This is a genomic window from Jannaschia sp. M317 (genome assembly GCF_025141175.1).
Taxonomy (GTDB): domain Bacteria; phylum Pseudomonadota; class Alphaproteobacteria; order Rhodobacterales; family Rhodobacteraceae; genus Jannaschia.
In genome coordinates, this window is record NZ_CP081155.1 from 715,671 (window position 1) to 739,093 (window position 23,423).

Genomic DNA, 23,423 nt, shown 5'->3' on the forward strand with positions numbered 1-23,423 from the left:
ATGACCGACGGCATCTATCCCACGCTGGGCCGCCAGTCCGGCCTGATCCGGGAAATGAACCATATCGCCCAGAACATCGCCAATGCCTCGACCACGGGATACCGCGCTGGCGGGATGATCTTTAGCGAGCATGTGGTCGATACCGGCAATGGGAACCCGTCGGTGTCCATTGCCCATGCCAACGTCGAGACAACGCGTTTCGCCCAAGGTGCCATGGAACAGACCGGTGGCACGCTGGATCTGGCCATCGAAGGCGACGGGTATTTCCTGATCGACCGGGGCGGGGCCCCGTTTCTGACCCGCGCCGGATCCTTTCTGACCGGTCCCAATGGCGGGGTTGTCACGGCCGAGGGCGACGCGGTTCTGGACGCGGGCGGTGCGCCCGTCTTCGTGCCTCCGGGCACCGGGTCGATCCATGTCGGCCTCGATGGCACCGTCTCGGCGGACGGACAGCCGGTGTCGCAGATCGGCATCGTCATGCCCGAAGCGCCCGACCGGATGGAGCGGGCCGCCGGCACCTTTTTCGATGCGGGTGACGATTGGTTCGCGGTGGATCAACCGCGCGTCCTGCAAGGCTTCCTCGAGGGGTCGAACGTCAACCCGGTCGAAGAAATCGCGCGCATGGTGTCGGTCCAGAACGCCTACGAACTCGGCCAGAGCTTTATGGAGAAGGAGGATGAACGCCTCCGCTCCGTCTTCAGATTGATGGAACAATAGGAGGTCCGCCATGCGCGCCCTGAGTATCGCCGCCACCGGAATGTCGGCCCAGCAGATGCGGGTGGAGGTCATCTCCAACAACCTCGCCAACATGAACACGACCGCCTACAACGCCCGCCGCGCCGAATTCGCGGATCTGCACTATCAACAGGCCACCCGCGCCGGGTCCATCGCCGCCTCGACCGGGGCCGTGATCCCCACCGGGGTTCAACTGGGCCTGGGCGTGCGTGCCGCCGCCGTGTCTATGGACGTCGCCCAAGGGACGCTGGCCCAGACCAATGGTGACCTGGACATCGCCATCGAAGGGCGCGGCTATCTGGAGGTGACGCTGCCCTCGGGCAATTCCGCCTATACCCGCGACGGCGCGATGAAACGGACGGGCGACGGCCTTCTGGTTACGTCGGACGGGCACCCCATCGTGCCCGATATCACCATCCCCGACGATGCCCGCTCCATCAGCATCAACCCCGATGGGGAGGTCTACGCCTATTTCATTGACCGGACCGAGCCGGAGCAGCTGGGCCAGCTGACCCTCGTCGGGTTCTCCAATGAGAAGGGGTTGGAAGCGCTTGGATCGAACCTCTACGCCGAAACCAACGGGTCCGGCGCGCCGATCGTCGGGTTCGCTGGCGAGGACGGGCTGGGCATGTTCCGCCAAGGCTATCTGGAGGACAGCTCCGTCGATGCCGTGCGCGAAATCACCGACCTGATCGAGGCGCAGCGGGGCTATGAGATGAACGCCAAGGTCATCACCGCCGCCGACCAGATGATGTCGGCCACAACGCAGATCCGCTGAGATGATCCGCGCACTCTTCCTCATGCTATTGGCGACGCCGGTTTCGGCCCAATCGGTCATGGTCCTGCAACCCGTCCGCGCGGGTCAGATGTTGACCGCCGACGTGCTGGCCTTTGCAGATACGACCATTGCCGACGGCTTCGACGACCCACGAGACATGCTGGGAATGGAGGCGCGGGTGAACCTTTACCCCGGACGTCCGGTCCGTTTGCGCGATGTGGGTTTGCCGACAGTGATCCGTCGCAACACCGTCGTGCCGCTGATTTTCCAGCGAGGCGGCCTGACCATCACGTTGGAAGGGCGCGCTCTGGGGCGTGCCGGCGACGGAGAGCCGGTGCGCGTCATGAACCTTAGCTCCCGGTCCACGGTGACCGGCATCGCGACCGCCTCTGGCGCGGTCGTGGTCAACTGATCGAATCGGAGAGAGCATGCCCCTACGCACCGCCATTCTCGTGACCTTCTGTGGCCTGGCCGCGACCGGTTGTTCGCGCATCACCGAGGTCGGGAAGGCCCCCGAACTGACACCCATCGCGCAGGGCACCGAACATGTGGCGATGGCCTTTCCCGCGCCGGTCCCCCTGTTGGTCGATCGGGATCCGGTCATGGAGGCTTCGCTGTGGACGGCGGGGCGGCAATCCCTGCTTGGCGACCGCAGGGCCCGCGACCGCGGTGACATCCTGACCGTCGTGATCGAAATCGACGAGAACGCCGAGATCCGAAACAGCACTAATCGCAGTCGCTCCGGGTCCGAAAGCCTGTCGATCCCCGATTTCTTTGGCCTGCCGCAAAGCCTGTCGGACGAGGTCCCTGCCGGGACGTCGTTTGACAACGCGGTCTCCACCGACAGCTCCAGCGCGTCTTCGGGGCAAGGCGGCGTGCGGCGGCAGGAGAAACTGACGCTCAGGATTGCCGCCACGGTGACGAATGTGCTGCCGACCGGGGTCCTGGAAATCCAGGGCCGACAGGAAGTGCGTGTCAATTTCGAACTGCGTGAAATGCTGGTGACTGGTTACGTACGCCCAGAGGATGTGTCGCGCCAGAATGAGATTACTTACGACAAGATCGCGTCGGCGCGCATCTCCTACGGCGGGCGTGGCCAGATCACGGATGTGCAGCAACCGCGATATGGCCAGCAGATCGCCGACATCCTGTTGCCGTTCTGATGGGTAAGATTATCGCATTTCTCGTCGTCCTGGTGGCGGCATTGGGTGGGGCCGGCGCGGGTTTTCTGCTGCAACCGCCACCCTCGGAGGAGGAGCTGGCCGCAGCGGCCGCCGCAGAAGTGGCCGCGCCGCCCGATCTTTCGGCCCCGGAAATCGTATCGATGCGCGACCTGTTCGTGGTGCCTGTCTTGCGCGATGGGCGGGTCTGGTCGCATGTCGTCCTGACGCTCGGCGTCGAAAGTCACACTGTCTCTCGCGACGAGGTTCTCGCCCGAGAGCCGCTGCTGCGCGATGGTTTGAACGAGACGCTGTTTCTGCATGCGTCGCTGGGCGGCTTCGATGGTGACTTCACTGCGGCTGCGTCGATGAACCGTCTGCGCGCCCGTCTGGATGGTGTGGTCACCAAACGGCTGGACGATCCCGCGGCCCGGGTTCTCATCATTTCGATGGCGCGCCAGAACGGCTGATCGATCAGCGCGTCTTTTTCCGAAGCGTGTCGATGACCTGTTCGCGCGCCCGATCCCGTGCGTGGCGTTCGCGGTAGGGCTGTGCCTCGGCCTGGGCGCGGGCCAGCACGATGCCGAGCCGGGTCAGCTGCTCTTTCTTCCAGATTTCGTGCCGGTCCCGGGCGATCAGATCCGCAACGTCGGTCGTGGCCTCGGGGCCCGGCTCGCGCAGGGCTGCGTCTCGGCGCTGCAATTCTGTGACGATGGCTTGCCGGGTGGCCAACGCCTGCGCGGAGCGCAACGCGCGCAGCTCCGCCAGCTTGCGCAACTCTGCCAGGCGGGCCCGCTTCATGCACCGCCTGCCTTCTTGCGCATTTCCTGCGCAAAGCGAATGGCTGCCGCGACGGCGGCAAAATGCTCCCGATCGATGGCCTCGCCGATGTCCAGGCTGGCATGGAGCGCGCGCGCCGTGGGAGGGTCGCTGAAAATCGGGATGTCGTGTTCCTCGGCAATCGCGCGGATACGGGCGGCAACCTGATCGACGCCCTTGGCCACGCATAGCGGCGGCGTCGGGTCCAGGGGCGACCATTTCAGCGCAACGGCGTAATGCGTCGGATTCACCAGGATGACCGCGGCATCAGGCACGTCCTTGAGCATCGTATTCGTTGCGATTTCCTGGGCGCGTTGGCGCCGCTTGGCCTTCAGGTGCGGATCACCCTCGGATTGTTTGGTTTCGTCCAGAACCTCTTGGCGTGTCATGCGATTCTTGGCCAGATGACTGTGCCGTTGCCAGAAATAGTCCACCGCCGCGATGCTGCTTGCGACCAGGACGACCGCGATCAGAAAGCTCGACAATTCCTGCGGCAGCATGGCCGCGACCTTGCGTGGGTCCAACGCCGCGGAGGCGATGACGCGGTCGAGGTTGGCCCAAAGGACATAGACCAGAAGCCCCATATAGGCGGCCATCTTGGTGGCGGATTTGGCGAATTCGAACAGGCCGGTCGGGCCGAACTTGTTGCGGGCGTTTGCGAGTATGGAGATCCGCGACAGCTTTGGCACCAGTTTCGACGGGGCCACGACAAAAGCCTGCTGTGCCACAATGGCCGCCAGCACCAACCCGGCGGCGGGAGCCACGGCCAGCAGGGTAATCCAGAGCATGCGCTGCAAGACATCGGCCGCGCGGCCGGGCCCACCCTCTACCAAGGGGCGCGAAAGCCGCTCTGCGTCCTGGAGCATTGAACCGCCCATGTCGATCAGCCCGGCCCCGATGCGCGGTGCCACCAAGGCAAGGCAGAGCAGCGCGCCGAGATACGCCGCCGCGACCATCACGTCCTGTGATTTGACGATCTCGCCCTTGCGCCGTGCTTCCTGCAGCTTCTGCTCTGTCGCTTCATGACTGCGTTCTGCGCCGTCTTCCTGGCTCATGGCAGGCCCCCGGTCAGGGGATCGCCCAGCAAGGCGATCATCGCGCCTTTCCAGACGACCAGAATGATCGGCGCAGCCAGCATAAGCACGATGCCCGCCGCGCCGGTGATGGCAGGGGCCCCGACCAGCGCCACCATCAGCTGCGGCATGGCGCGGTTGATGACGCCCATCGCGGCGTTGTATAGCAGCGCCGCCAAGGCAAACGGGGCCGCAAGCGCAAAGGCCAACGCAAAGGCCTGGGCGATCCGTGCAACGCCCCAGGTGACGACATCCGCCCCCGGCATCACCGCCCCGATTGGCAGCACATCATAGCTTTGGATCAGCATTTCAACCAGATAGAGCGGCAGCCCGGCGGCCATCAACAGGGCCAGTCCGGCAAGGTTCAGCAAGTTGCCGATGGCAGACGACGGTTCTGTCGACCCGAAAAGTTGCGACAGCGACGTCAACTGTGCGGCCATCATGCCTGCCATCAACAAGGCCTGGGCCAGGAACCGCAGCGCCGCGCCAAAGGCCGTTCCAATCAGCGTTTCCGTCACGATCAGGGGCAGTGTCACCTCGGACGGGAGGGGGACGGCGGGGGTCACCGCGACAGCCAGCGAAAAGGCCCCCACAAGCCGAACCCGTGCCGGAATCAACCTGTCACCAAAGCCCGGCACCAACAGGACCATGGCCCCGACCCGCAGAAACACGGCAAAGAACCCCGACAGGATCGGGCCCGACGCCGCGTGCAGGGCCAGCAATCCTTCGGTCACGCGGCGATCGACCCGACGATGGAGGGCACCGCGGCGGACCCGATTTCCTCGTAGGAAATCACCGCGTTGGGCAGGCCGCGTGCCGACAGGACGGTGTGCACGAAGCGCCGCCTACGGGCCGAGGTGACGATCGCGGGATGCGTGCCCTGCTGTGCGGCTTGTCCGATGCCCTCGGCCAGGCCGTTGGCAAGTCGTTGGAACACGTCGGGCGGCAATGCGACATCGGTGCCGCCGTTCTGTCCGTCAAGCTGATAGCGCGCAAAGGTCTCCTCCCAGTCGGGGGCGAGTTGCAGCAGCGGCACGGTCCCGTCGGGACGTTTGAGGGTCGCGGTGATCTGGTCGGCCAGCCGCTGACGCACGTGTTCGGCCAGGTCTTGCGTCGACAACCCCTGTTCGCGCCGCTCGGAAACAGCCTCCAGGATGACAGGCAGATTGCGCACGGAGATCCTCTCCGACAGGAGGTGGCGGAGGACGGAGAGCAACACTTCGGGCGTGACCTTGGATGGCACGAGGTCGTCCAGAAGGCGGCGATTGGCAACTGACTTCTCGGGGGAGGACACCTTGGCGAAGGCATCCAGCAACCGTTGCAGCCCCTTGAGCCCCAGCAGCCGCGGGAAATTCTGTTTGATCACTTCCAGCAGATGCGTTGCTAGGACCTCGGTCGGGGTGACGGTCGTATGGCCGATCATTGCATCGGCCTGCGCGGCAGGCACCCACCGCGCGGGCGCGCCATAGACCGGCTCCTTCACGTCCCGACCGGGCAACGTCTCGGGGGCACCTGCGCCGGTCAGTACGAGCAGATGGTCATGCTCCAACTCGGCGCGGGCCAGTTCGACGCCCTGAATGCGGATCACATATGTCTTGGCGGGCAGGCCCGCGTCGTCGGTCATACGGATCTCCGGCAGGATGATCCCGAAGGATTCGGCGATGTGGTTGCGCAATCCGCCGATCCGACGCTCCAACCCGTTGGCCGGATCGAGGGCCAGGTCCACGAGGTCCAGCGCGAATTCCACCCGGATGTCGTCCAAGTCCAGGACGTCGCCGATCTCCCTCTCTGGTGGGGCGGCGGCCTCCTCCGTGTCTGGGGTTGCGACCGGTCGCAGGGTGCGGGCCCGTATGGCTGCGAAGCCGCCCAACAGGATCGCGCCCAGCACGAACGGCAGGAACGGCAGGCCCGGCACGAACGCAAAGATCGCCATGATCAGCGCCACGGTCGCCAAGGCCGCCGGGTGCTTGCCGACCTGTGCCACGATGGCCGCGTCGATGGCGCCCGTGCCGCCGCCCTTGGCCAAAAGCAGGCCAGATGCGACCGAAATGATAACCGCCGGGATCTGCGACACCAGCCCGTCGCCGACGGTCAGGATGGCATAGGTTTCGATTGCGGTGGAAATCGGCATGCCGTGCACCAACATGCCCGCCGTCAACCCCACCACCAGGTTCAGCAGCGTGATCAGCAGCCCCGCGATGGCATCGCCCTTTACGAATTTCGAGGCCCCGTCCAGAGATCCGAAGAACGTCGTTTCAGACAGTTCCAGTTCGCGCCGGCGCTTGGCCTCTTCGTGGTCGATGGCCCCGGCTGACACATCGCTGTCAATGGCCAGCTGTTTGCCGGGCATGCCATCCAACGCAAAGCGCGCACCCACCTCGGCCATGCGCGTGGCCCCTTTGGTGATGACCACGAAGTTGACGATCAGCAACACGCCGAAGACCACCAAGCCCAACGCAATCGACCCGCCCATGACGAAGTTCGCGAATCCCTCGATCACATAGCCCGCGGCGTCAGTACCGGTGTGCCCCTCGCCGATGATCAGCTTGGTGGAGGAAACGTTCAGCGACAGCCGGAGCATGAGCGAGGCCAACAGGATCGTCGGAAAGGCCGAGAAATCCAGCGGGCGTTCGATGAACAGAGTTGTCGTGAAGATCAGGATCGCAATTGCGAACGACGCCGAAAGGCCCAGGTCCAGCACCCAGGACGGCATCGGCAGGATCATCATCAGGATCACCGCCATCAGCGCCAGGGCCAATAGGACGGTCGGCTGAAAGAACGATTTCATCGTTGGCACCTCGTCGGGGGCTTCTGCCCAGGTGCAGGTCTAGGAGATCGGGGTTAACGCAGGGTTACGTGCCTATCAGGACGCGTCATCTTCTGCGGCAAGAAGATCCTGGACTGTGGCAGACAGATTGCGCGCGCGATCAGCCGCAGCACGCGCGCGGTCGAAGTCATCGGTCGGTGCGGGTGCCAGATTGCGGGCCTGGACCGTTGCGGCCAACCGACGTCTTGGGTCCTCTGCCTTGCGAGTGTCGTCCGACAGCACGGCCGCGAAATCCCTTTGAAGCCAGGCGCGATCCCCGTCGGTGATGCCCGGCGGTCCCGGTTCGGCAACCAGGGCGGGTTGCCGCCAAAGCGCCCTTTGGTCCACTGGTCCCTCGCCGGTTCGCACGGCGCTGAAGTCCCGAGCCAGCGCGGTAAGCCCGTAGCCTTCCATCAGGTTGGCGACACGGGTCACTTCGACGGCGTCGCTGGGCAGATGCGGGCGCAGCCTCAGGCCAAGCTCGATGACCTGCTCGGGCGGGAGATGGGTCAAGGCAACCTCCATGACCTGCGCCGCAAGGGGGGGGTGTTCGCCCACCAGACGGGCCGCCTCGGGCAGATATCCCGCACGCACCAACCGGTCCGTCAAAAGGGTATCATATTCGCCGCGCAAAGGACCGGCCGGGATCGATTGTCGCAGGGCGAGCGCATTCTGAAGCGCCAGGCCAACCGATTCTGGCGCGGCGCTATTGTCGCGAAGCAGATCCATCGCCGCGCGCACCGCGCCCGTTCCTGTGCCTGCGGCCTGCACCTCGGTCGAGGGGGTACGATAGGCTGGCTCCGTTTGCGGCAATTGTGCCAGGCGCAGCAGGATGTCTTCGTGACCCAACCGGGCCAGGCTGTCGCGGAGCCGGGGCTGAACGTCCGCGCGCCGATCATCGGTCATGCGATCGACCAGGCGGATCAGGGCGTCTTCGTCGACACTGTCCCAGGAGGCGTCGAACACGCCGCTGATAAGCAGAAGCGTAGCCGTCGCCGGACCGCATCCGGCCTCTGCGGCGATCCCCTCGGACGCGAGGTTCGGATCGCTGTCGAGCGCCCGTCCGATAAGGCGCAGTTCCTCGGCGTCCGTCGAGGCGCGCGTCAACACGGCTATCGCCTCGGCCCCCCAGCCCGCGGCGAGGTACGTTTCCGCCAGGGCGCGCAGGTTCTGGTCCGACAATCGATCGCTGCCGTCGATTATGGCCGCGCGCCTGTCGGGCAGAGAGGCCACTGCCGCAACCGGGTCCTCCAGCAGGAGGCGCGCGGCCAGGGTTTCCAGGGTGCAGGCGGGCGCGCGCGTGACAGATGACCCCTCTGCCCCGGCCGGGCTGCGAACGAAGCCGCTGCGGGCATGTTCGCGAATGACAACCTGCGGTGCGGTTTCCGTCGCCGGAGGCGGGGCATTCGTTCCGAGGGGGGGCTGACCCTCCCGGATCGGCAGACGCGGCGTGAGCCGCAGGCCGGTCGACAGCGTGTCGACCGGGGCGAGGCGCAGCGGCAGTTGCGCAACCTCGCGTGTCGGTTCCGGAACGGGCGAACCGGCTCCGGGGACCGGGTCCAGGATGTCGATCACGATGTGATTGCTGGGAATCTGACGCACGCTGATTTCGCAATCGCAAGCCAGCGTCAGCGCCAGCCCGTCTGACCCAGAGGTCAGCGCCTGGATTCGATTGCGAGGGATCCGGGCAAAGACATCGCCCAGATCCAGGCGCAGCGTGGGATCGTCGAACCGGATTATGGCCGCACGCGGAGTGTCGCGTGTGACGTCCCAGCTCAGGCCGGCACGGGCTGGAAAGACCAGCCGCGCAAAGCGATCGTGATCCCCCGATCGCACCGGCACGCCCTGCGCCCAGCTGGCGGTTGCCCCGAACACCAGCCACAGAAGGAGGAGAGTGAGACGCGCCATCAGGCGGCCTTGCGCGCCTTCAACGCCTCTTCCAGGTCGGCGTAGCTGGGGCGCATGTGGGTTGGCGTATTCTGGCGGCCGACTTCGATGCAGATGTTGGTGGCGTGGTTGTGGAGATTGGCAACCAGCACCTCCTGGATGAGGCTGTAGAAATGGCCATCCTGTTCCGCCACGTCCTTGAGGCGGACGGCAAAGGGACCGACCAGGCCATAGGCCAGAAACACCCCGAGGAACGTTCCGACAAGCGCCCCCCCGATCAGCTTTCCCAGAACCTCAGGCGGCTGATCGATGGAGCCCATTGTCTTGATGACCCCAAGAACGGCAGCGACGATGCCCAGGGCAGGCAGGCTGTCGGCCATGCTTTGCAAGGCGTGGCTGGAATGCATGGAGTGGTGGAGGTTTTCCTCGAGCCGTTTGCTCAGCACATCCTCCACCTGATGCGGATCGTCATAGTTCATCGACATGGCTCGAAGGGTGTCGCAGATCATCGCGACCGCCTCCTTGTCGGCAAGGATCTTGGGGTAGTTCGCGAAGATGGTCGACTCCGCCGGGTTTTCGATATGCTCCTCCAAGGCAACGGGATTCTGCCGCCCGAGCCGCACAAGTTCATAGAGCAGGCAAAGCAGGTCACGATAATCATCCGGGACCCATTTCGGCCCCTTGAAGATCTTTCCCACGTCCTTGAGCGTATGTTTCACCTGCGGGAAACTGTTGCCGACAAGAAAGGCCCCGACAGCGGCACCGCCGATCATCGTCATTTCATAAGGGAGGGATTTCAGGATGATGGACATCTTGCCCCCGGCGAGCAGATAGCCGCCAAAGACCATGATGAAGGTACAGACAATTCCGACAATTCCGATCATGCGATCACTCCGTCGCGGCGGTTGCGTTGCGGCCGGCCATCACCACGCTGAGCGCGTAGGCCTTCTCTGCCGAGAGATTCGAGAAAATCGCGGAGGCGGCGTCGGGCCGCATCCGGGCCAGAAAACCTGACGCGAAATTGGCCTCCATCGTTTCGAACAACAGGGCTGCATCCTTGGGCTTCATGCCTTCGTAGACTTCGGTCAGCCGCGCCAGGTCGGTCTCGGAGGCTTGGTCAGATTGATACATCCGCGATTGCAGCCGCGCCTCCGCCTCGACCAAGGCGTCGAGCGATGCATTGATTTCCTGGCGCGCGACCTGCATGTCCTGCTCACGCAGTGCCACGGCCCCCTCGCGTGCCTCCAGCTCGGCGTCGCGCCTGGCGATTTCACGCAGCAGGTTCGCGACCTCTTCCGAGGGGGGGCAGAGCAGCGAGGCCTGGGTCGGGATCTCCTGCTCCGGTTCGCCAGGCAGCGTTTCCAACCCGGCGGAGACGATTCGCGCCAGAGCCGACAGGGCCAACAGCCCCAGCAACGTGGCAAGCCCGAAGCGTTTGATCGGTTTGAACAGGGCTTTCATGGCATGATCCTCCTTCAAGCCTGATGTCGGAAGGCGCGGAAGGCCGGTGCCGCGTCAGCATCTTCTTGCGTGGTCGCGTGCAATGGCTCTTGCAGCTCTGCCTCAAGATCCTCCAACCCGGCCATCAACATCTCCAGGCGGCCGATCCGGTCGTCGGCGGCAGCGACGCCTTCGGTCATGCGGTCCGTTCTGTCGTCGACGTCGGACCGCGCGGCCTGAAGCGAGGATTGCAGTTGATCGACCTGCAACGACAAGGCCGCGACCGTGCCGCCGATTCCTGTTTCCAGGTCGTTGAACGCGCGCAACCGTTTCGACAGAACGCGGCAGTAGATTGCCATTCCGATGGTCGCGGACAGCAGAAGAAGATCGGAGAGAAGTCCAAGCAATATCATGTCAGGTGATCACAAAATCGATGATGAGAAGGTCCGAAACAGCCTCGGGCCCGGCAAGAAGTTGCACACGGCGCAGCAATTGGGCGCGAATTCGCAGCAGGGAGGAGGGATCCTCCAGCATGTCGACGGAAAGCGCGCGAAGGTAGGTTGCAAAGATATCCAGGATGCGGGGCTGCAGGTCCGGCACATGATCGGCCCCCTCATGCGCGGTTTGCAGGAACGCGCGAAACCGCAACTGCTTGAGCGATCCGGGCCCGCCGACGGTCACCAGCATCGGGTCGAGTTCCAGAAACTCCGGCCCTTTGGCGTCGGCGACCGGATGCGGCACCTCTTCCTTGGCCAGCAGGTCGTCAGCCATGCCCGAATAGGTGGCGAAAAATCCCGCCCCGCCCAGCCCGAGCGCGAGAATCACGACGATCAGCCAGCCGATCAGGCCCAGGCCCTTTTTCTTTTCAGGGGGTTCGGTGGTTTCATCGGCCATATCGGCACCCTCTTGTTGCGAGGATGGTGATAACCGACCGGTGGCTAACCGATTCTTAATAGGAATCGGGAATCTTGTCCCCAAGCCCAGAATGGGTCGACCTTCCCGGAGGATGAGATTTGGACAGTTTCGCAGCCTATTGGCAGGCACAGGATAAACGTCGGCTGACGATCCTGGCGCTGGCAACGATCGTGGCCTTTCTGGCGGTGCTGTTCCTGACGCGCCTGGCCATGGCCCCACGGATGGAACTGCTTTATGCGCGGCTGGATCCCGCGGCGGCGGGGGAAGTCGTGGCCGCGCTGGAAACGCGCGGCGTGGCGCACGAGGTGCGCGGCGACGCGATCTATGTGGACGGTGCCGCGCGCGACAACCTGCGCCTGCAGCTCGCAGGCGAAGGCCTGCCGCGCACCGACGGCACGGGGTATGAACTGCTGGACGGGCTCAGCGGCTTCGGGACCACGTCGCAAATGTTCGATGCCGCGTATTGGCGTGCCCGCGAGGGAGAGTTGACGCGCACGATCCTGGCCGGAAACGGTGTGAAATCGGCCCGCGTCCATATTGCCACCGCCGATGCCTCCCCCTTCTCGCGGGAACGCGAGGCCAGCGCGTCGGTCACGATCGGCATGACCACAGGTGCGGTCGGGGCAACGCTTGCGCAATCCGTGCAATCGCTCGTCGCAGGGGCCGTCCCCAACCTTGTCCCCGAAGCGGTAACCGTGATCGATTCGGCCAGCGGTCGCGTGGTAAGCGGCGATGCGGTCAGCGCGGAACGCGATACCCGCGACGCACGCGTGGCTGAAATGCGGAACGCTGTCGAGAATTTGCTGGCCGCCCGTGTGGGGGAAGGCCGATATGTTGTGGAACTTGCCGTCGAAACCCGAAACGACCGCGAGGTCATCAGCGAGCGTGTCATTGACCCCGAAAGCCGTGTCGTCCTGTCCACCGACACAGAGGAGCGGAGCAATTCCGAGCGCGGCGGGGCCGGTGCGGGGGTCACAGTTGCCAGCAATCTGCCCGACGGTGATGCCGCCAACGGCGAGGGTAGCGAATCGAACAACGCCGAAACGCGAGAGCGTGTGAACTACGATTTTTCCGCCACCGAACGGCAGATCGAGCGTGGTCCCGGCAGCATCGAACGCCTGACCGTCGCCGTCATGGTCGACGGGCTGCGGGATGTCGGCGAAGACGGCGTCACCACCTGGGCCCCCCGCTCCGAAGAGGAAATGGCGGTTCTGCGCGAATTGGTGCAATCGGCGGTGGGCTTCCGCGAGGATCGCGGCGATGCGGTGACCGTTCGCAGCATGGAATTCCAGCTGCCCGAAGGACCCGAGGCCGCGCCAACCCTGTCGCTGCCCTGGCTCAGTGGCGGTCAGTTGACCCAGCTGGTGACGGCGGCCTTGTTGGCGCTGGTGGCCATTGCGGCCCTGGCTTTCTTTGTCCGCCCGACCCTGCGGGGCCTCTTGATGCCGCAGGCCTTGCCGGCCCCGACCGACACCGCCGCTGACGACGGCGAGACGGCAGCCGACCTCCCCGATACGTCCTTGCCGCGCGAACTGCCGGGCCCCGGGGCTGCGCCGACTGCCTTGCTCGCCAGTGACGCGAAAGCGGATCTGCCGGATATGTCCGACCTTGGTGCCCTGCCTGAATGGTCCGAAGAAGAAGGCGAGCCGGGAGAGGATCCTGTGGACCGCTTGCGGCAGCTCATCTCCGAGCGGCGCGAAGAAACGATCGAAGTGCTGCGCGGCTGGATGGAAGACACGCCGGAAGATGTCCGATGAGCCGTCTGCCATTGGAAGATTTCGGCAAGCCCCGACCCATCCCCGTGCCTGAAATCGCGACGATGCCCGTCGATACGGAAGAGTTCGACGCCGCCTACAACGCCGGGTGGGACGACGCCATGGCGCAGGTCGACAGCGAGCAAGGCCGCATCGGCGAGAAGCTGGGTGATCGTCTGGTGACGCTGGAACGCGATCAGAAGGCGGCCATTTCGTCGGCCATCGCCGCGTTGGAGCCGATGCTTCACGAGGTTTTCGACAAGCTGCTTCCGCGTGCTGCCGAACGCTCCTTTCTGGCGATCCTGCTTGATGAGATCCGCGACCTCATGGCCGCGGAGGCTGGCAAGCTGCTGATTCAGGTCGCCCCGGAGGAAGCCCCGGAACTGGGCCGTTTGCTGGATCGTGCCAACATCTCACCCGAACGGGTCACCGTCCGCGCAGAACCGGCACTGGCCCTGTCTCAGGCGCTGGTACGCTGGGACGACCAGGAACGCCGCATCGACCTGGAGGCGGTCTTGTCCGCCCTGGATGATGCCCTCGAATCCTTCCTTGCCTCCATTGAACAGGAGCCCTCAGATGGCTGACGACACCCGCAACGCCCTGTCCCGCGTCCCCGTGGAAATCACGATCTCCGTGGGTCGCGCCCACCCCACGGTGTCGGAGTTGTTGACCCTGCGCCGCGACGCCGTTCTGCCGCTGGATCGCGGCGTGGACGACCCGGTGGAGCTTTATGCCGGGGACCGGTTGATCGCGCGCGGACAATTGCAGGCCGATGAGAGCGGGTCTGGCCGGTTGGCCGTCCGCCTGACCGAAGTGTCCGAGCCGGACGGCGTCGCGTGACCGCACTGCGCGCCCTCGCGATCCTGTCGGCCCTGATGCTTGCCGCCCCGGCAAGCGCGCAGGAGCTGTCGTTTACCTTGGGCGACGAGGGGTCGCTGACGTTCCGGTCGATGCAGTTGATCGCGCTGCTCACCGTGCTCAGCCTGGCGCCGGGCATTGCCATCACGGTGACCTGTTTTCCCTTCATCGTCACGGTTCTATCGATCCTGCGGCAGGCCATCGGATTGCAGGCGTCGCCCCCCAACATGTTGATCGTCAGCCTGGCGTTGTTCCTGACCTATTTCGTGATGGAGCCTGTCTTTACCGCCGCCTACACGCAGGGTCTGGCACCCCTGGCCGAAGGCGATCTGACACCGGAACAGGCGTTCCAGGCCACGATGCAGCCCTTCCGCGTCTTCATGGCCGCGCGCGTCGATCCCGAAACGCTGGAACATCTGCGCGCGCTTCGCCCCGCGGCAGAGGCGGATGCGCTTTCGGTGCTGGTTCCCTCGTTCCTGTTGTCGGAAATCAGTCGCGCGTTTCAGATCGGGTTCCTTGTGTTCATGCCATTCCTGATCATCGACATGGTTGTCGCCGCCGTCCTGATGTCGATGGGCATGATGATGGTCCCGCCCGCCATCGTGTCGCTTCCGTTCAAGCTGGCGTTCTTTGTCGTGGTGGACGGCTGGACGTTGGTGTCCGGCGCGCTCGTCCGTAGTTACCTCTGAAAGGATCGACATGTTGCTCCGTCGTAGCGAAGACCCATCCCCCGCCCGCACCCCCGCCGAGAAGGCGCAGGCCCTGCTTGCCCTGCTGGGAGAGGAGGCCGGGGCGATCGGCGTGCGGGGTACGCCGCCCGGCGCGCCCATTTCGGACGATCATCTGCGCCGCATGGCGCGGGATCTGATTTCGCAGGTCGAGGCCAGGCCACCTAAAACCACGCCCGCCGAGGCCGCAACCGACCCCGGCCCCGGCCCAAAGCGGACGCTGTTTCGAAACCCCGCGCCCTTGGCGCAGCCAATGCCCGAGACCGCCTCCGCGCCACGTGCCGCCCGGGCACCCGCCCCCGAGGACAGCCCCGCGATGCCCGCGCGCGCGGACCTGACCCCGCCCCGACCGGAACGGCAGGCCCGTCTTTCCGTGCCGCGCCCCTTTGCGCCCCCGGCCGAAGTCGCGCGCCCCGCGCCGGTTCTGCCGATGTCCGAGGTGCGCCGCCTGATTGCCGAAGGTGTCGATGCCGAGGCACCGGGTCGCGAACACCCCGCCGTTGTCGCGCTCACGCTGGACGGGTTGCCGCCGCTGGAACAGGCCGCCGCGCTGCGCCGCCTGCCGCGCGGACAGGTGCGCGCCGTCCACCGCGCGCTGCGCCTGTTGGAGATGGCCTGACCTGGCCCGCGGCCTGAACAGAAAAGGGGCCCCGCAGGGCCCCGACCCTTAGCGGGTGAACTTCTTGTATTTGACCCGCGTGGGTTCCAGCGCATCCGGCCCCAGCCGCCGTGCCTTATCTTCCTCATAGGCCTCGAAGTTGCCCTCGAACCATTCCACATGGGCATCGCCTTCGAAGGCGAGAATGTGGGTGCAAAGCCGGTCGAGGAAGAAACGATCGTGCGAGATGACCACGGCGCAGCCCGCGAAATCGGCAATCGCGTCTTCCAGCGCGCGCAGCGTTTCCACATCCAGGTCGTTGGTCGGTTCGTCGAGCAGCAGGACGTTGCCGCCCTCCTTGAGCAGGCGCGCCATGTGGACCCGGTTGCGTTCACCACCCGACAGCAGGCCAACCTTCTTTTGCTGATCGCCGCCCTTGAAGTTGAACGATCCGCAATAGGCGCGGGAGTTGACCTCCGCATCGCCCAGCTTGATCAACTCGGCCCCGCCGGAGATCGCCTCCCAGACGGTTTCATTCGGGGCCAGGTCGTCGCGCGACTGATCGACATAGGACAGTTTGACCGTATCGCCGTATTCGACGGTGCCGGAATCCGGCTGCTCCTGCCCGGTGAGCATGCGGAACAGGGTCGATTTACCCGCACCGTTCGGGCCGATCACACCGACGATCCCGCCGGGGGGGAGGGAAAAGGACAGGTTCTCGACCAGCAGCTTGTCGCCGTAGGCCTTGGTCAGGTCATTGACCTCGATCACCTTGGAGCCCAGGCGCGGCCCGTTGGGAATGACGATCTGGGCGCGACCGACCTTCTCGCGTTCCGACTGGCCCGCCATTTCCTCGTAGGCGTTGATCCGCGCTTTGGATTTGGCCTGCCGCGCCTTGGCACCGGCGCGAATCCATTCCAGTTCCCGCTCCAGCGTTTTGGACCGGGATTTGTCTTCCTTGGCTTCCTGGGCGACGCGCTTGGCCTTCTGCTCCAGCCAGGCGGAGTAGTTGCCTTCGTAGGGAATGCCCCGTCCGCGATCCAGCTCCAGGATCCAGCCGGTGATGTCGTCCAGGAAATAGCGGTCGTGGGTCACGATCAGGATCGTGCCCTTGTAGTCGATCAGGTGACGCTGCAGCCAGGCGATCGTCTCGGCGTCCAGGTGGTTGGTCGGCTCGTCCAGCAGCAGCATATCGGGTGCCTGCAGCAACAGCTTGCACAGCGCGACACGGCGCCGCTCCCCGCCGGACAGATTGGCGGGGGACGCGTCGTCGGGGGGGCAGCGCAGCGCCTCCATCGAGACGTCGATCTGGCTGTCCAGATCCCACAGGTTCTGGCTGTCGATCTCGTCCTGAAGGGCGGCCATCTCGTCGGCGGTCTCGTCCGAGTAGTTCATCGCCAATTCATTGTAGCGATCCAGGATGGCCTTTTTCTCGGCCACGCCCAGCATCACGTTTTCGCGCACGGTCAGGCTTTCGTCCAATGCGGGTTCCTGCGGCAGATAGCCGACGCGGGCCCCTTCGGCGGCCCAGGCCTCGCCCTGAAAATCGGGATCCTGACCGGCCATGATCTTCATCAGGGTCGATTTACCGGTGCCGTTGACGCCGACGACGCCGATCTTCACGCCGGGCAGGAACGACAGGCGGATGTTCTCGAACACCTTCTTGCCGCCCGGATAGGTCTTGGACACGCCGTCCATGTGGTAGACGTATTGATAGGCTGCCATCGTCTCTCTCCGCGTCTGAGGTCGGCCCGCCGTCTACCGCGTGGCGGCGGTCCGCGAAAGGGGCAGATTGCACCGGGGGCTTGCGCCCTGCGGATCGCTCCGCCAAGGCTGGCCGCCATGCGCGAAGGCTTTCCATATGCGGTGCCGGGGATGGTCGTGGGTCTTCTGGGCGGGTCGTTCGACCCCGCCCACGGCGGTCATGTGCATATCACCCGCGAGGCGCTGCGCCGGTTCGGGTTGGACCGGGTCTGGTGGCTTGTCAGCCCCGGCAACCCGCTGAAGGCGCGAGGGCCTGCGGCCTTGCCGAAGCGGATGGTGCGGGCGCGCGCGGTCATGCAGCACCCGCGCGTCATCGTCACCGATATCGAGGCACGGCTGGGCCTGCGCTACACCGCGCAGACAATCCGCGCGCTGCGTCGTCATTACCCTGGCGTGCGGTTCGTCTGGCTGATGGGGGCCGACAATCTGGCGCAGGTGCACAGGTGGGAGGATTGGCGCTCGATCCTGGACACCGTCCCTGTCGGCGTTCTGGCCCGCCCCGGCGACCGCATTGCGGCGCGCACGTCGCGCGCGGCCAAGATCTACCGGCAGCACAAAGTTCCCGCCCCCGCCGCGCACCGGCTGGGGTGGATGCAGGCCCCGGCCTGGGCTTTTGTGAACGTGCCGATGAACGCCGCGTCTTCGACCGCGATCCGTGCGGGCGGCGGCTGGGACTAGCGCCGCGCCAGCACAGTGCCGACCCCGGCCGTGACCAACACGCCCAGCCCGACCATGCCCAACCCGTTGGGCAGAGTGCCAAAAATCGTCCAGCCCAGCACCGTGGCCGAGAGCAGCTGGAAATAGACAAAGGGTGCCAGCACCGTCGCATCGCTGCGTCGGTAAGCCAGCACCAGCAACAGGTTCCCCATTGCCGAGGACAGGCCCGAAAAGATCACCAGGGCCGACACCTCTGCGTCGAACACCGGCACTTCGACCAGGCCCAGCGGGGCCAGCAGCAGCGTTCCCAACACCGTCTGCGTCAGCATCAACTGCCGTGGCGGTGCCAGGTTGCCCAGCCAGCGCGATGTGGTCAGATAGGCCCCGTAGAACAGCCCTGCCGCGACGGCGAACAGGATGTTGGGGGACATTCCCGCACCGGGCTGCACCACCAGCAACACCCCCCCGAACCCCACCAACAGAAACAGCGATTGCAGCGCGGTCACCCGTTCGCGCAGAAAGACGACCGACAGGACATAGCTGAAGATCGGCCCGATGAAGAAGGCCCCGAACGCGGTGGCAAGCGGTTCGGTGCGTAGGGCAGTCAGGATGCAGGCGATGCCCGCGGCGATGAAAGCTGCCCGCAGCCAGATCCGCCAGTCGCGGTACAGGCACCATTGCACCTGCCCGCCCGCAAAGGCGAAGATCATCGCCGCCCCCACCGCGAACCGGCTGAAGGCCACGAAGAACGGCGTCACACCGTGGTCTGTCGTCAGGATCTTGCCTGCCGTGTCGCCCATCGGGATCAGCGACATGGCCACGAACATCAATCCGATCGGGATCAGCAGGGAACGGGTCATGGAACTGCCGCTATCACTCTGACGTTCCTAGGCCCAGAGCGGGGTTCACATCGCCCGGCGCTCCGGGCATCAAGGACCCCGGACCCCGAGGAGGACAATCCAGCATGTTCAGGCGTTCCTTTCTGTCGGCCAGTCTTGCGACCATGGCTTTGCCGGCCTGTGCCAACGCACCAGAGACGTCGACCCGCCCGATCTTCAAGCCCGACGACATGCTCGCCCGCTCTGCGCCGGCGGCAGACCGTCTGGTGGCCGAGGCGGGGCTGGGCGGCAAGGTCGGATTCGTCGTGGCCGATGCCCGCAGCGGTGAGATCCTGGAATCGCTGAACCCGATCCGCCCGTTGCCGCCCGCGTCCGTGGCCAAGGCCGTAACCGCGCTTTATGCGCTGGAAACCCTTGGGGCGGACCACCGGTTCGTGACGCGGCTGGTTGCGACGGGGCCGATCACGAACGGACGGCTCGATGGCGATCTGGTGCTGGTTGGCGGGGGCGATCCGACGCTGGACAGCGACGGTCTGCACGATCTGGCGGGCCAGGCGGCGGCGGCGGGCCTGCGCGAGGTCGGCGGCCGCCTGCTGGTCGCGGACGGGGCCCTGCCCAGTTTTGAGCGGATCGACAGGGAACAGCCGGATCATGTCGGCTACAACCCCGCGGTCGGCGGCATCAACGTGAACTTCAACCGGGTCCACTTTGGCTGGCGGCGCGCGGGCAGCAGCTACGAGGTGACGATGGACGGGCGGACCGAACGGTTCCGCCCCGACGTGCGCAGCGCCACGATGCGCGTCGCCGACCGCAGCCTGCCGGTCTATACCTATCAGCAGCAGGGCGATGTCGACGCCTGGACGGTGGCCCGGCAGCAGCTGGGCAATTCCGGCGCGCGCTGGTTGCCGGTGCGCAACCCCGCGCTTTATGCGGGCGACATCCTGCGCACGATGTTGCGTGCCAACGGCATCACGACGGGCGCGGCGCAGCAGGTGACCACCGCCCCCGCCGGCACGCAGATCGCGCGCACGCAGGGGGGGGCGCTGGACCGGGTGGCTTCGGCCATGCTCAAATTCTCCAACAACCTGACCGCCGAGGTGCTGGGCCTGTCGGCCACGGTCGCGCGCGGGGCGCGGCCCCGCACATTGAACGCGTCCGCCGATCTGATGTCGGCCTGGCTACAGGAACGGACCGGGGCACGTCGGGCGGACTTCGACGACCACTCGGGCCTGAACGGCACCACCCGGATCAGCGCCGCCGATATGGTCACCGCCCTCACCGCACGCGGTGCGGCGGACCGGCTGCGGCCCCTGATGAAGGAACTGACGATCGACGGCGCGGTGCGCATTCCGGTGCAGGCCAAGACGGGCACATTGAATTTCGTGTCTGGTCTGGCGGGGTATTTCAATGCGCGCGGCGGGCGGCCCCTGGCCTTTGCCACCTTTTGCGCCGACGTAAACCGCCGTGCCGGACTGTCGGTTGCCGAGCGCGAGCGTCCCAGCGGCGGGCGCGACTGGGGCCGCCGGGCGCGCAGCCTGCAATTCGATCTGATCGAGCGGTGGGAACGGGTCCACACGTGACCCGCCCCGCAATCGTCCTGGTCCGCCCGGAAATTCCGGGAAACACCGGCACGCTGGGGCGCACCTGCGTGGCGCTCGATCTCGATCTGTGCCTGATCCGCCCTTACGGGTTCGAGCTGTCCGACAGGACCGTGCGGCGCGCGGGCCTGGATTACTGGAAACACGTGTCGTTGTTCGAATTCGACAGTTGGGACGATTTCCTGACCCGTCGCGCGCCCCGGCCCGAGGCGCTGTTCCTCTATGAGGAATTTGGGGCGACCTCTGCTTATGACGCCACTTATCCGGCTGACGCGCACCTCGTGTTCGGTCAGGAAACGAAGGGCCTGCCGCCCGAGGTGCTGGACGGACGCGCCGACCGGTGTCTGCGCCTGCCCATGCGCTCGGCGCATATCCGGTCGCTGAACCTTGCCAATGCGGCGACGGCGGCGGCCTATCTGGCGTTGCGCGGGCATCTCGACTGAGGCGGCCCGACGCGTTAGGCGGGGGGATGGACACAGAAGAGCTCAGCATCGAAATCGCGCGCCTGCGGGTCGAAGTCTCCCGGTTGAACAGCTTGCGGTTCATCCGCGTGCACAACTCTGTGCCGCGGCTGATCCTGTTCCAGCTGTATCGCGGTGTGGCCTTTGGTCTGGGCACGGTGCTGGGCGCGACAGTGGTTCTGTCGATCGTTCTCTGGTCGCTGAGCCAGATCAACTTCATCCCCGTTATCGGCGATTGGGCGACGCAGCTGTTGGAGGCAATCGAGCCGCCAGGCGGGACCTGACGCGCGCGCGCCCTATGTCTCGGACATGACCGACAATCCCCTCTCTCTCGCCAGGCGCGACAGGCTGCCCGAGGCACTGCAGGTCCTGCTGGCCGACTACCCGCGCGCCGGGTGGCGGGCGCATCCGCAGTTCGGGCCCCTGACGCAGTTCTGGCTGGACCGGCACCTGTCGTTTCGGACACTGCTGGCGCAGCTGACGCGGGATACCCAAGGTCGGATCGACGGCACCCTGGATCCGGACCGCCACGCCGCGCGGCTGGCCCAGGGCGGCAGCCGGTTCCTGCAGGAGTTGCACGGCCACCACAGTATCGAAGACGGTGTCTATTTCCCCAAGATGGTCGCGCTTGTGCCTGCGCTGGACCGCGCTTTTGCCCTGCTGGATGCCGACCATCATGAGCTGCACGACGCGCTGGAGGGGTTCGCCACCGACGCGAATGGCCTGTTGCGTGGCGAGTTGGAGGCCGGGCGGTTCCTGGACCGGTTGGACGGTATGACGCGCTTTCTCGACCGACATCTGACGGACGAAGAAGAGGTGATCGTGCCAGTGATCCTGAAGGTCGGCGAGCGGCGTCTGGGCTAGAAGTCCCGCGCCCACCCAATGCGTCCGATCCGGTCGCCATCGCGGGTGACCGACAGGCCCAGTCGCAGGCCACCGTAATCGCCGATCTCGTATTGCAGGGTCGGGGCAAGGGTCAGGCTAAGCGTCTGTTCCTGTTCGGCAAACAGGCCCATCTCCAGGGTCAGACGATCGGTTGGCTTGATCCCCATGACGGCCTGTCCGTTGATCCGCCGTCCTTTCAACCCGCCCTCGGTCAGGCGCAGGTCGACCGTTGTCCAACCGTCACCCCAGCGGGTCTGGAACCCCCGTCCGACACTGGTGCCCAGCGACCATGTCGGGGTCGTATCGCCCGTATCGGCCAGATCCAGCCCGACCCCCACCTCGACCGCCAAAAGCCAAGGCGTCAGCCAGCGCGGCCGCCCTTCGCGGATCTGGGTGCCGGACAAGAGCGGTGCCCGCACAAAGGCCCGCAACCGCCCATCAACGGGGTCGGGGAGGGTCTTGAGCGCGCGCATCCCATGGCCGCCAAGATCCAGCCCAAAGGTCAGGTTTCGCGGCCCGCCGTATTCCGCATAGAGGCTGGTCCAGCCGTCCATGCCGTCTTCGTGCCCAATGAAAACATAGGCTTGCCCCTGCGCGCGCGGCCAGGGCCCGCCTTGAGCCGGGAGGCTGAGCAACAGCAGAAGGACGAGGATTCGCATGGCTCCATCTGGGGGGCTGCGTGGTTAACGGGTGGTTAACGCGGGAGAATTGGCACGGAGGGACCGCGCGCTAGATCCTGGTCAGGCTTATGCAGGAGGCAGCCATGGAAGGGTTCTTTGAAGGTTTGGGCATCGCGGCGCTGGTGATCCTGGCGCTGGTCGGTCTGGCCGTGGGTCTGGTCGCAGGCCTTGTGACCGGGCGCAGCAAGCTGGTCTATGCGGCGATCGGGGCCCTGGCCGCCATGGCGACGCCCTTCGTTTTGGCCGCTCTGGGCGTGACCGTCCTGGCTGCGGGCGGGGTGCTGCTGGTGGCCTTTGTCGGGCTGGTCGGCGCGGTTTTGGTGGTGGCCGCCGTGCGGGCGTTGACGGGGCGCGGGAGGGATGGATCGGAGGGGTGACGCGTGGGTGATCCACGGGTGATCCGGGTCGGACACCTTGATTTGGGTGGTGGTGGGTTTCACCCACCCTACGGGGGCTGGTGCGGCGTTGATGTGGCGCGAGAGGGAATGACCTGAGGGGTATGTTTCCGAGACACGCAGAGATCCGCAACAGCCATTCCCCGGCTTCGAGAAACGCGGTTCAGCTGGCGGGATAGGTTGCCTGACATTGCCTGACGCCGGCATCGGCCTCCGCTCGCAGCTTTGGCAACAGGCGATCAATATCCCGAACGCGACGACGCTCCTCCGCCAGGTTGACAGGAACAGGTGTCTCTTGGGTTCGATAGCTCGTCTGCATGCAGGAATAGCTGCCGACGTAGGCGTTATAGCACGTGCTGGCGACTTGATACGGAACGCGCTGTCGATGGATGGCGTAGCCGCGTGCAATGTTGCCCTGCGCCGTCGACTTGAGCGCCAGGGCGTTCGAATAAGAGGAGGAGGCCGACCGCATACAGGTTTCCAGAGGGGTCGAACAGGCCCCGAGCAGAACGATGGCCGATGTGCCCAAGACAAGTGTCGCTTTGACTGCCATTCTGGATTTTCCCTTCATATGATGGTCTTAGCCTATCAGC

Annotated in this window: 29 protein-coding genes; 16 read left to right on the top strand and 13 right to left on the bottom strand. The window is 65.5% G+C overall.

Annotation, left to right across the window (positions count from 1 at the left end):
• Genes K3551_RS03750 through K3551_RS03770 form a run of 5 tightly spaced genes read left to right on the top strand, consistent with a single transcriptional unit; the run spans window position 1 to window position 3,143 of the window.
• Window positions 1–717 (top strand): flagellar hook-basal body complex protein, encoded by a 717-nt coding sequence (locus K3551_RS03750; RefSeq protein WP_259917797.1) that lies wholly within the window; start codon window positions 1–3, stop codon window positions 715–717.
• Window positions 718–727: 10 nt separating this feature from the next.
• A complete protein-coding gene (gene flgG / locus K3551_RS03755) occupies window positions 728–1,513 on the top strand; it encodes a flagellar basal-body rod protein FlgG (RefSeq protein ID WP_259917798.1) in 786 nt (261 codons plus the stop codon).
• Between the two features lies 1 nt (window position 1,514).
• Window positions 1,515–1,925, top strand: a complete 411-nt coding sequence (gene flgA, locus K3551_RS03760; protein WP_259917800.1) for a flagellar basal body P-ring formation chaperone FlgA — start codon at window positions 1,515–1,517, stop codon at window positions 1,923–1,925.
• A 16-nt stretch (window positions 1,926–1,941) separates the two neighbouring features.
• The gene (flgH, locus tag K3551_RS03765) at window positions 1,942–2,676 is read left to right on the top strand and encodes a flagellar basal body L-ring protein FlgH (RefSeq protein WP_259917802.1); all 735 of its coding nucleotides are present in this window, start codon (window positions 1,942–1,944) and stop codon (window positions 2,674–2,676) included.
• Complete coding sequence (locus K3551_RS03770; protein WP_259917804.1) at window positions 2,676–3,143, top strand: flagellar basal body-associated protein FliL; 468 nt, start codon at window positions 2,676–2,678, stop codon at window positions 3,141–3,143. The genes flgH and K3551_RS03770 overlap by 1 nt, the downstream gene beginning before the upstream one ends.
• A 4-nt stretch (window positions 3,144–3,147) precedes the next feature.
• Here the strand turns inward: K3551_RS03770 and K3551_RS03775 are convergent, their stop codons facing one another.
• The 9 genes from K3551_RS03775 to fliL form a co-directional block, all read right to left on the bottom strand.
• Entirely contained in the window at window positions 3,148–3,474 is a 327-nt protein-coding gene (locus K3551_RS03775) for a hypothetical protein (RefSeq protein ID WP_259917806.1), read from the bottom strand.
• Window positions 3,471–4,547, bottom strand: a complete 1,077-nt coding sequence (locus K3551_RS03780) for a flagellar biosynthesis protein FlhB (protein WP_259917808.1) — start codon at window positions 4,545–4,547, stop codon at window positions 3,471–3,473. Before K3551_RS03780 ends, K3551_RS03775 begins: the two co-directional genes overlap by 4 nt.
• Window positions 4,544–5,299 (bottom strand): flagellar biosynthetic protein FliR, encoded by a 756-nt coding sequence (locus K3551_RS03785; protein ID WP_259917810.1) that lies wholly within the window; start codon window positions 5,297–5,299, stop codon window positions 4,544–4,546. The genes K3551_RS03780 and K3551_RS03785 overlap by 4 nt, the downstream gene beginning before the upstream one ends.
• Window positions 5,296–7,353: a flagellar biosynthesis protein FlhA gene (locus K3551_RS03790; RefSeq protein WP_259917814.1), complete on the bottom strand. Its 2,058-nt coding sequence runs from the start codon at window positions 7,351–7,353 to the stop codon at window positions 5,296–5,298. The genes K3551_RS03785 and K3551_RS03790 overlap by 4 nt, the downstream gene beginning before the upstream one ends.
• Before the next feature lie 75 nt (window positions 7,354–7,428).
• A complete protein-coding gene (locus K3551_RS03795) occupies window positions 7,429–9,279 on the bottom strand; it encodes a hypothetical protein (RefSeq protein WP_259917815.1) in 1,851 nt (616 codons plus the stop codon).
• On the bottom strand, window positions 9,279–10,142 hold the full coding sequence (gene motA / locus K3551_RS03800; protein ID WP_259917818.1) for a flagellar motor stator protein MotA: 864 nt from the start codon (window positions 10,140–10,142) through the stop codon (window positions 9,279–9,281). Before motA ends, K3551_RS03795 begins: the two co-directional genes overlap by 1 nt.
• Window positions 10,143–10,146: 4 nt before the next feature.
• Window positions 10,147–10,719 (bottom strand): MotE family protein, encoded by a 573-nt coding sequence (locus tag K3551_RS03805; protein ID WP_259917820.1) that lies wholly within the window; start codon window positions 10,717–10,719, stop codon window positions 10,147–10,149.
• A 14-nt stretch (window positions 10,720–10,733) separates the two neighbouring features.
• Window positions 10,734–11,111 (bottom strand): hypothetical protein, encoded by a 378-nt coding sequence (locus tag K3551_RS03810; protein ID WP_259917823.1) that lies wholly within the window; start codon window positions 11,109–11,111, stop codon window positions 10,734–10,736.
• 1 nt (window position 11,112) lies between these two features.
• Window positions 11,113–11,592, bottom strand: a complete 480-nt coding sequence (gene fliL / locus K3551_RS03815) for a flagellar basal body-associated protein FliL (RefSeq protein ID WP_259917825.1) — start codon at window positions 11,590–11,592, stop codon at window positions 11,113–11,115.
• A gap of 119 nt (window positions 11,593–11,711) precedes the next feature.
• Here fliL and fliF point away from each other — a divergent pair, with 119 nt between their 5' ends.
• The 5 genes from fliF to K3551_RS03840 are packed head-to-tail and all read left to right on the top strand — an operon-like array spanning window position 11,712 to window position 15,572.
• Window positions 11,712–13,370, top strand: a complete 1,659-nt coding sequence (gene fliF / locus K3551_RS03820; RefSeq protein ID WP_259917827.1) for a flagellar basal-body MS-ring/collar protein FliF — start codon at window positions 11,712–11,714, stop codon at window positions 13,368–13,370.
• A complete protein-coding gene (locus tag K3551_RS03825; protein ID WP_259917829.1) occupies window positions 13,367–13,951 on the top strand; it encodes a hypothetical protein in 585 nt (194 codons plus the stop codon). Before fliF ends, K3551_RS03825 begins: the two co-directional genes overlap by 4 nt.
• Window positions 13,944–14,207, top strand: a complete 264-nt coding sequence (locus tag K3551_RS03830) for a FliM/FliN family flagellar motor switch protein (RefSeq protein ID WP_259917833.1) — start codon at window positions 13,944–13,946, stop codon at window positions 14,205–14,207. Before K3551_RS03825 ends, K3551_RS03830 begins: the two co-directional genes overlap by 8 nt.
• Before the next feature lie 35 nt (window positions 14,208–14,242).
• The gene (gene fliP / locus K3551_RS03835; protein ID WP_259919462.1) at window positions 14,243–14,914 is read left to right on the top strand and encodes a flagellar type III secretion system pore protein FliP; all 672 of its coding nucleotides are present in this window, start codon (window positions 14,243–14,245) and stop codon (window positions 14,912–14,914) included.
• Between the two features lie 10 nt (window positions 14,915–14,924).
• Window positions 14,925–15,572, top strand: a complete 648-nt coding sequence (locus K3551_RS03840; protein ID WP_259917835.1) for a hypothetical protein — start codon at window positions 14,925–14,927, stop codon at window positions 15,570–15,572.
• A gap of 48 nt (window positions 15,573–15,620) precedes the next feature.
• On the opposite strand, the gene ettA is transcribed toward K3551_RS03840, so the two are convergent.
• Complete coding sequence (gene ettA, locus K3551_RS03845) at window positions 15,621–17,276, bottom strand: energy-dependent translational throttle protein EttA (protein ID WP_259917836.1); 1,656 nt, start codon at window positions 17,274–17,276, stop codon at window positions 15,621–15,623.
• Between the two features lie 117 nt (window positions 17,277–17,393).
• On the opposite strand from ettA, the gene K3551_RS03850 reads away from it, so the two are divergent.
• Window positions 17,394–17,993 carry a nicotinate-nucleotide adenylyltransferase gene (locus K3551_RS03850; RefSeq protein ID WP_259917838.1) on the top strand — a complete coding sequence of 200 codons (600 nt, stop codon included), beginning with the start codon at window positions 17,394–17,396 and terminating at the stop codon, window positions 17,991–17,993.
• Here the strand turns inward: K3551_RS03850 and K3551_RS03855 are convergent.
• Window positions 17,990–18,832, bottom strand: a complete 843-nt coding sequence (locus tag K3551_RS03855; protein WP_259917840.1) for a DMT family transporter — start codon at window positions 18,830–18,832, stop codon at window positions 17,990–17,992. The genes K3551_RS03850 and K3551_RS03855 overlap by 4 nt on opposite strands.
• Before the next feature lie 104 nt (window positions 18,833–18,936).
• On the opposite strand from K3551_RS03855, the gene dacB reads away from it, so the two are divergent.
• Genes dacB through K3551_RS03875 form a run of 4 tightly spaced genes read left to right on the top strand, consistent with a single transcriptional unit; the run spans window position 18,937 to window position 21,734 of the window.
• Window positions 18,937–20,391, top strand: coding sequence for a D-alanyl-D-alanine carboxypeptidase/D-alanyl-D-alanine-endopeptidase (gene dacB / locus K3551_RS03860; protein WP_259917842.1), 1,455 nt, complete (start codon window positions 18,937–18,939; stop codon window positions 20,389–20,391).
• On the top strand, window positions 20,388–20,852 hold the full coding sequence (locus K3551_RS03865) for a tRNA (cytidine(34)-2'-O)-methyltransferase (protein WP_259917844.1): 465 nt from the start codon (window positions 20,388–20,390) through the stop codon (window positions 20,850–20,852). Before dacB ends, K3551_RS03865 begins: the two co-directional genes overlap by 4 nt.
• A 26-nt stretch (window positions 20,853–20,878) precedes the next feature.
• Window positions 20,879–21,154, top strand: a complete 276-nt coding sequence (locus K3551_RS03870) for a DUF5665 domain-containing protein (protein ID WP_259917846.1) — start codon at window positions 20,879–20,881, stop codon at window positions 21,152–21,154.
• A gap of 25 nt (window positions 21,155–21,179) precedes the next feature.
• Window positions 21,180–21,734, top strand: coding sequence for a hemerythrin domain-containing protein (locus K3551_RS03875; protein ID WP_259917848.1), 555 nt, complete (start codon window positions 21,180–21,182; stop codon window positions 21,732–21,734).
• On the opposite strand, the gene K3551_RS03880 is transcribed toward K3551_RS03875, so the two are convergent.
• Window positions 21,731–22,414: a hypothetical protein gene (locus K3551_RS03880; RefSeq protein WP_259917850.1), complete on the bottom strand. Its 684-nt coding sequence runs from the start codon at window positions 22,412–22,414 to the stop codon at window positions 21,731–21,733. The genes K3551_RS03875 and K3551_RS03880 overlap by 4 nt on opposite strands.
• Window positions 22,415–22,518: 104 nt before the next feature.
• Here K3551_RS03880 and K3551_RS03885 point away from each other — a divergent pair, with 104 nt between their 5' ends.
• A complete protein-coding gene (locus tag K3551_RS03885; RefSeq protein WP_259917851.1) occupies window positions 22,519–22,812 on the top strand; it encodes a GlsB/YeaQ/YmgE family stress response membrane protein in 294 nt (97 codons plus the stop codon).
• Between the two features lie 181 nt (window positions 22,813–22,993).
• Here K3551_RS03885 and K3551_RS03890 read toward each other — a convergent pair whose 3' ends face one another.
• Window positions 22,994–23,383: a hypothetical protein gene (locus tag K3551_RS03890; RefSeq protein WP_259917853.1), complete on the bottom strand. Its 390-nt coding sequence runs from the start codon at window positions 23,381–23,383 to the stop codon at window positions 22,994–22,996.
• Window positions 23,384–23,423 lie beyond the last annotated feature (40 nt).

Coding starts and splice junctions, on each gene's coding strand:
- K3551_RS03790 (WP_259917814.1), bottom strand. CDS start 7,353: ATGAAATCGTTCTTTCAGCCGACCGTCCTATTGGCCCTGGCGCTGATG.
- K3551_RS03795 (WP_259917815.1), bottom strand. CDS start 9,279: ATGGCGCGTCTCACTCTCCTCCTTCTGTGGCTGGTGTTCGGGGCAACC.
- K3551_RS03880 (WP_259917850.1), bottom strand. CDS start 22,414: ATGCGAATCCTCGTCCTTCTGCTGTTGCTCAGCCTCCCGGCTCAAGGC.
- K3551_RS03875 (WP_259917848.1), top strand. CDS start 21,180: ATGACCGACAATCCCCTCTCTCTCGCCAGGCGCGACAGGCTGCCCGAG.
- ettA (WP_259917836.1), bottom strand. CDS start 17,276: ATGGCAGCCTATCAATACGTCTACCACATGGACGGCGTGTCCAAGACC.
- fliL (WP_259917825.1), bottom strand. CDS start 11,592: ATGGCCGATGAAACCACCGAACCCCCTGAAAAGAAAAAGGGCCTGGGC.
- K3551_RS03850 (WP_259917838.1), top strand. CDS start 17,394: ATGCGCGAAGGCTTTCCATATGCGGTGCCGGGGATGGTCGTGGGTCTT.
- flgA (WP_259917800.1), top strand. CDS start 1,515: ATGATCCGCGCACTCTTCCTCATGCTATTGGCGACGCCGGTTTCGGCC.
- K3551_RS03840 (WP_259917835.1), top strand. CDS start 14,925: ATGTTGCTCCGTCGTAGCGAAGACCCATCCCCCGCCCGCACCCCCGCC.
- K3551_RS03805 (WP_259917820.1), bottom strand. CDS start 10,719: ATGAAAGCCCTGTTCAAACCGATCAAACGCTTCGGGCTTGCCACGTTG.
- K3551_RS03770 (WP_259917804.1), top strand. CDS start 2,676: ATGGGTAAGATTATCGCATTTCTCGTCGTCCTGGTGGCGGCATTGGGT.
- K3551_RS03780 (WP_259917808.1), bottom strand. CDS start 4,547: ATGAGCCAGGAAGACGGCGCAGAACGCAGTCATGAAGCGACAGAGCAG.
- flgH (WP_259917802.1), top strand. CDS start 1,942: ATGCCCCTACGCACCGCCATTCTCGTGACCTTCTGTGGCCTGGCCGCG.
- fliP (WP_259919462.1), top strand. CDS start 14,243: ATGCTTGCCGCCCCGGCAAGCGCGCAGGAGCTGTCGTTTACCTTGGGC.
- K3551_RS03830 (WP_259917833.1), top strand. CDS start 13,944: ATGGCTGACGACACCCGCAACGCCCTGTCCCGCGTCCCCGTGGAAATC.
- K3551_RS03750 (WP_259917797.1), top strand. CDS start 1: ATGACCGACGGCATCTATCCCACGCTGGGCCGCCAGTCCGGCCTGATC.
- K3551_RS03775 (WP_259917806.1), bottom strand. CDS start 3,474: ATGAAGCGGGCCCGCCTGGCAGAGTTGCGCAAGCTGGCGGAGCTGCGC.
- motA (WP_259917818.1), bottom strand. CDS start 10,142: ATGATCGGAATTGTCGGAATTGTCTGTACCTTCATCATGGTCTTTGGC.
- K3551_RS03890 (WP_259917853.1), bottom strand. CDS start 23,383: ATGGCAGTCAAAGCGACACTTGTCTTGGGCACATCGGCCATCGTTCTG.
- K3551_RS03825 (WP_259917829.1), top strand. CDS start 13,367: ATGAGCCGTCTGCCATTGGAAGATTTCGGCAAGCCCCGACCCATCCCC.
- K3551_RS03885 (WP_259917851.1), top strand. CDS start 22,519: ATGGAAGGGTTCTTTGAAGGTTTGGGCATCGCGGCGCTGGTGATCCTG.
- K3551_RS03855 (WP_259917840.1), bottom strand. CDS start 18,832: ATGACCCGTTCCCTGCTGATCCCGATCGGATTGATGTTCGTGGCCATG.
- K3551_RS03810 (WP_259917823.1), bottom strand. CDS start 11,111: ATGATATTGCTTGGACTTCTCTCCGATCTTCTTCTGCTGTCCGCGACC.
- dacB (WP_259917842.1), top strand. CDS start 18,937: ATGTTCAGGCGTTCCTTTCTGTCGGCCAGTCTTGCGACCATGGCTTTG.
- flgG (WP_259917798.1), top strand. CDS start 728: ATGCGCGCCCTGAGTATCGCCGCCACCGGAATGTCGGCCCAGCAGATG.
- K3551_RS03870 (WP_259917846.1), top strand. CDS start 20,879: ATGGACACAGAAGAGCTCAGCATCGAAATCGCGCGCCTGCGGGTCGAA.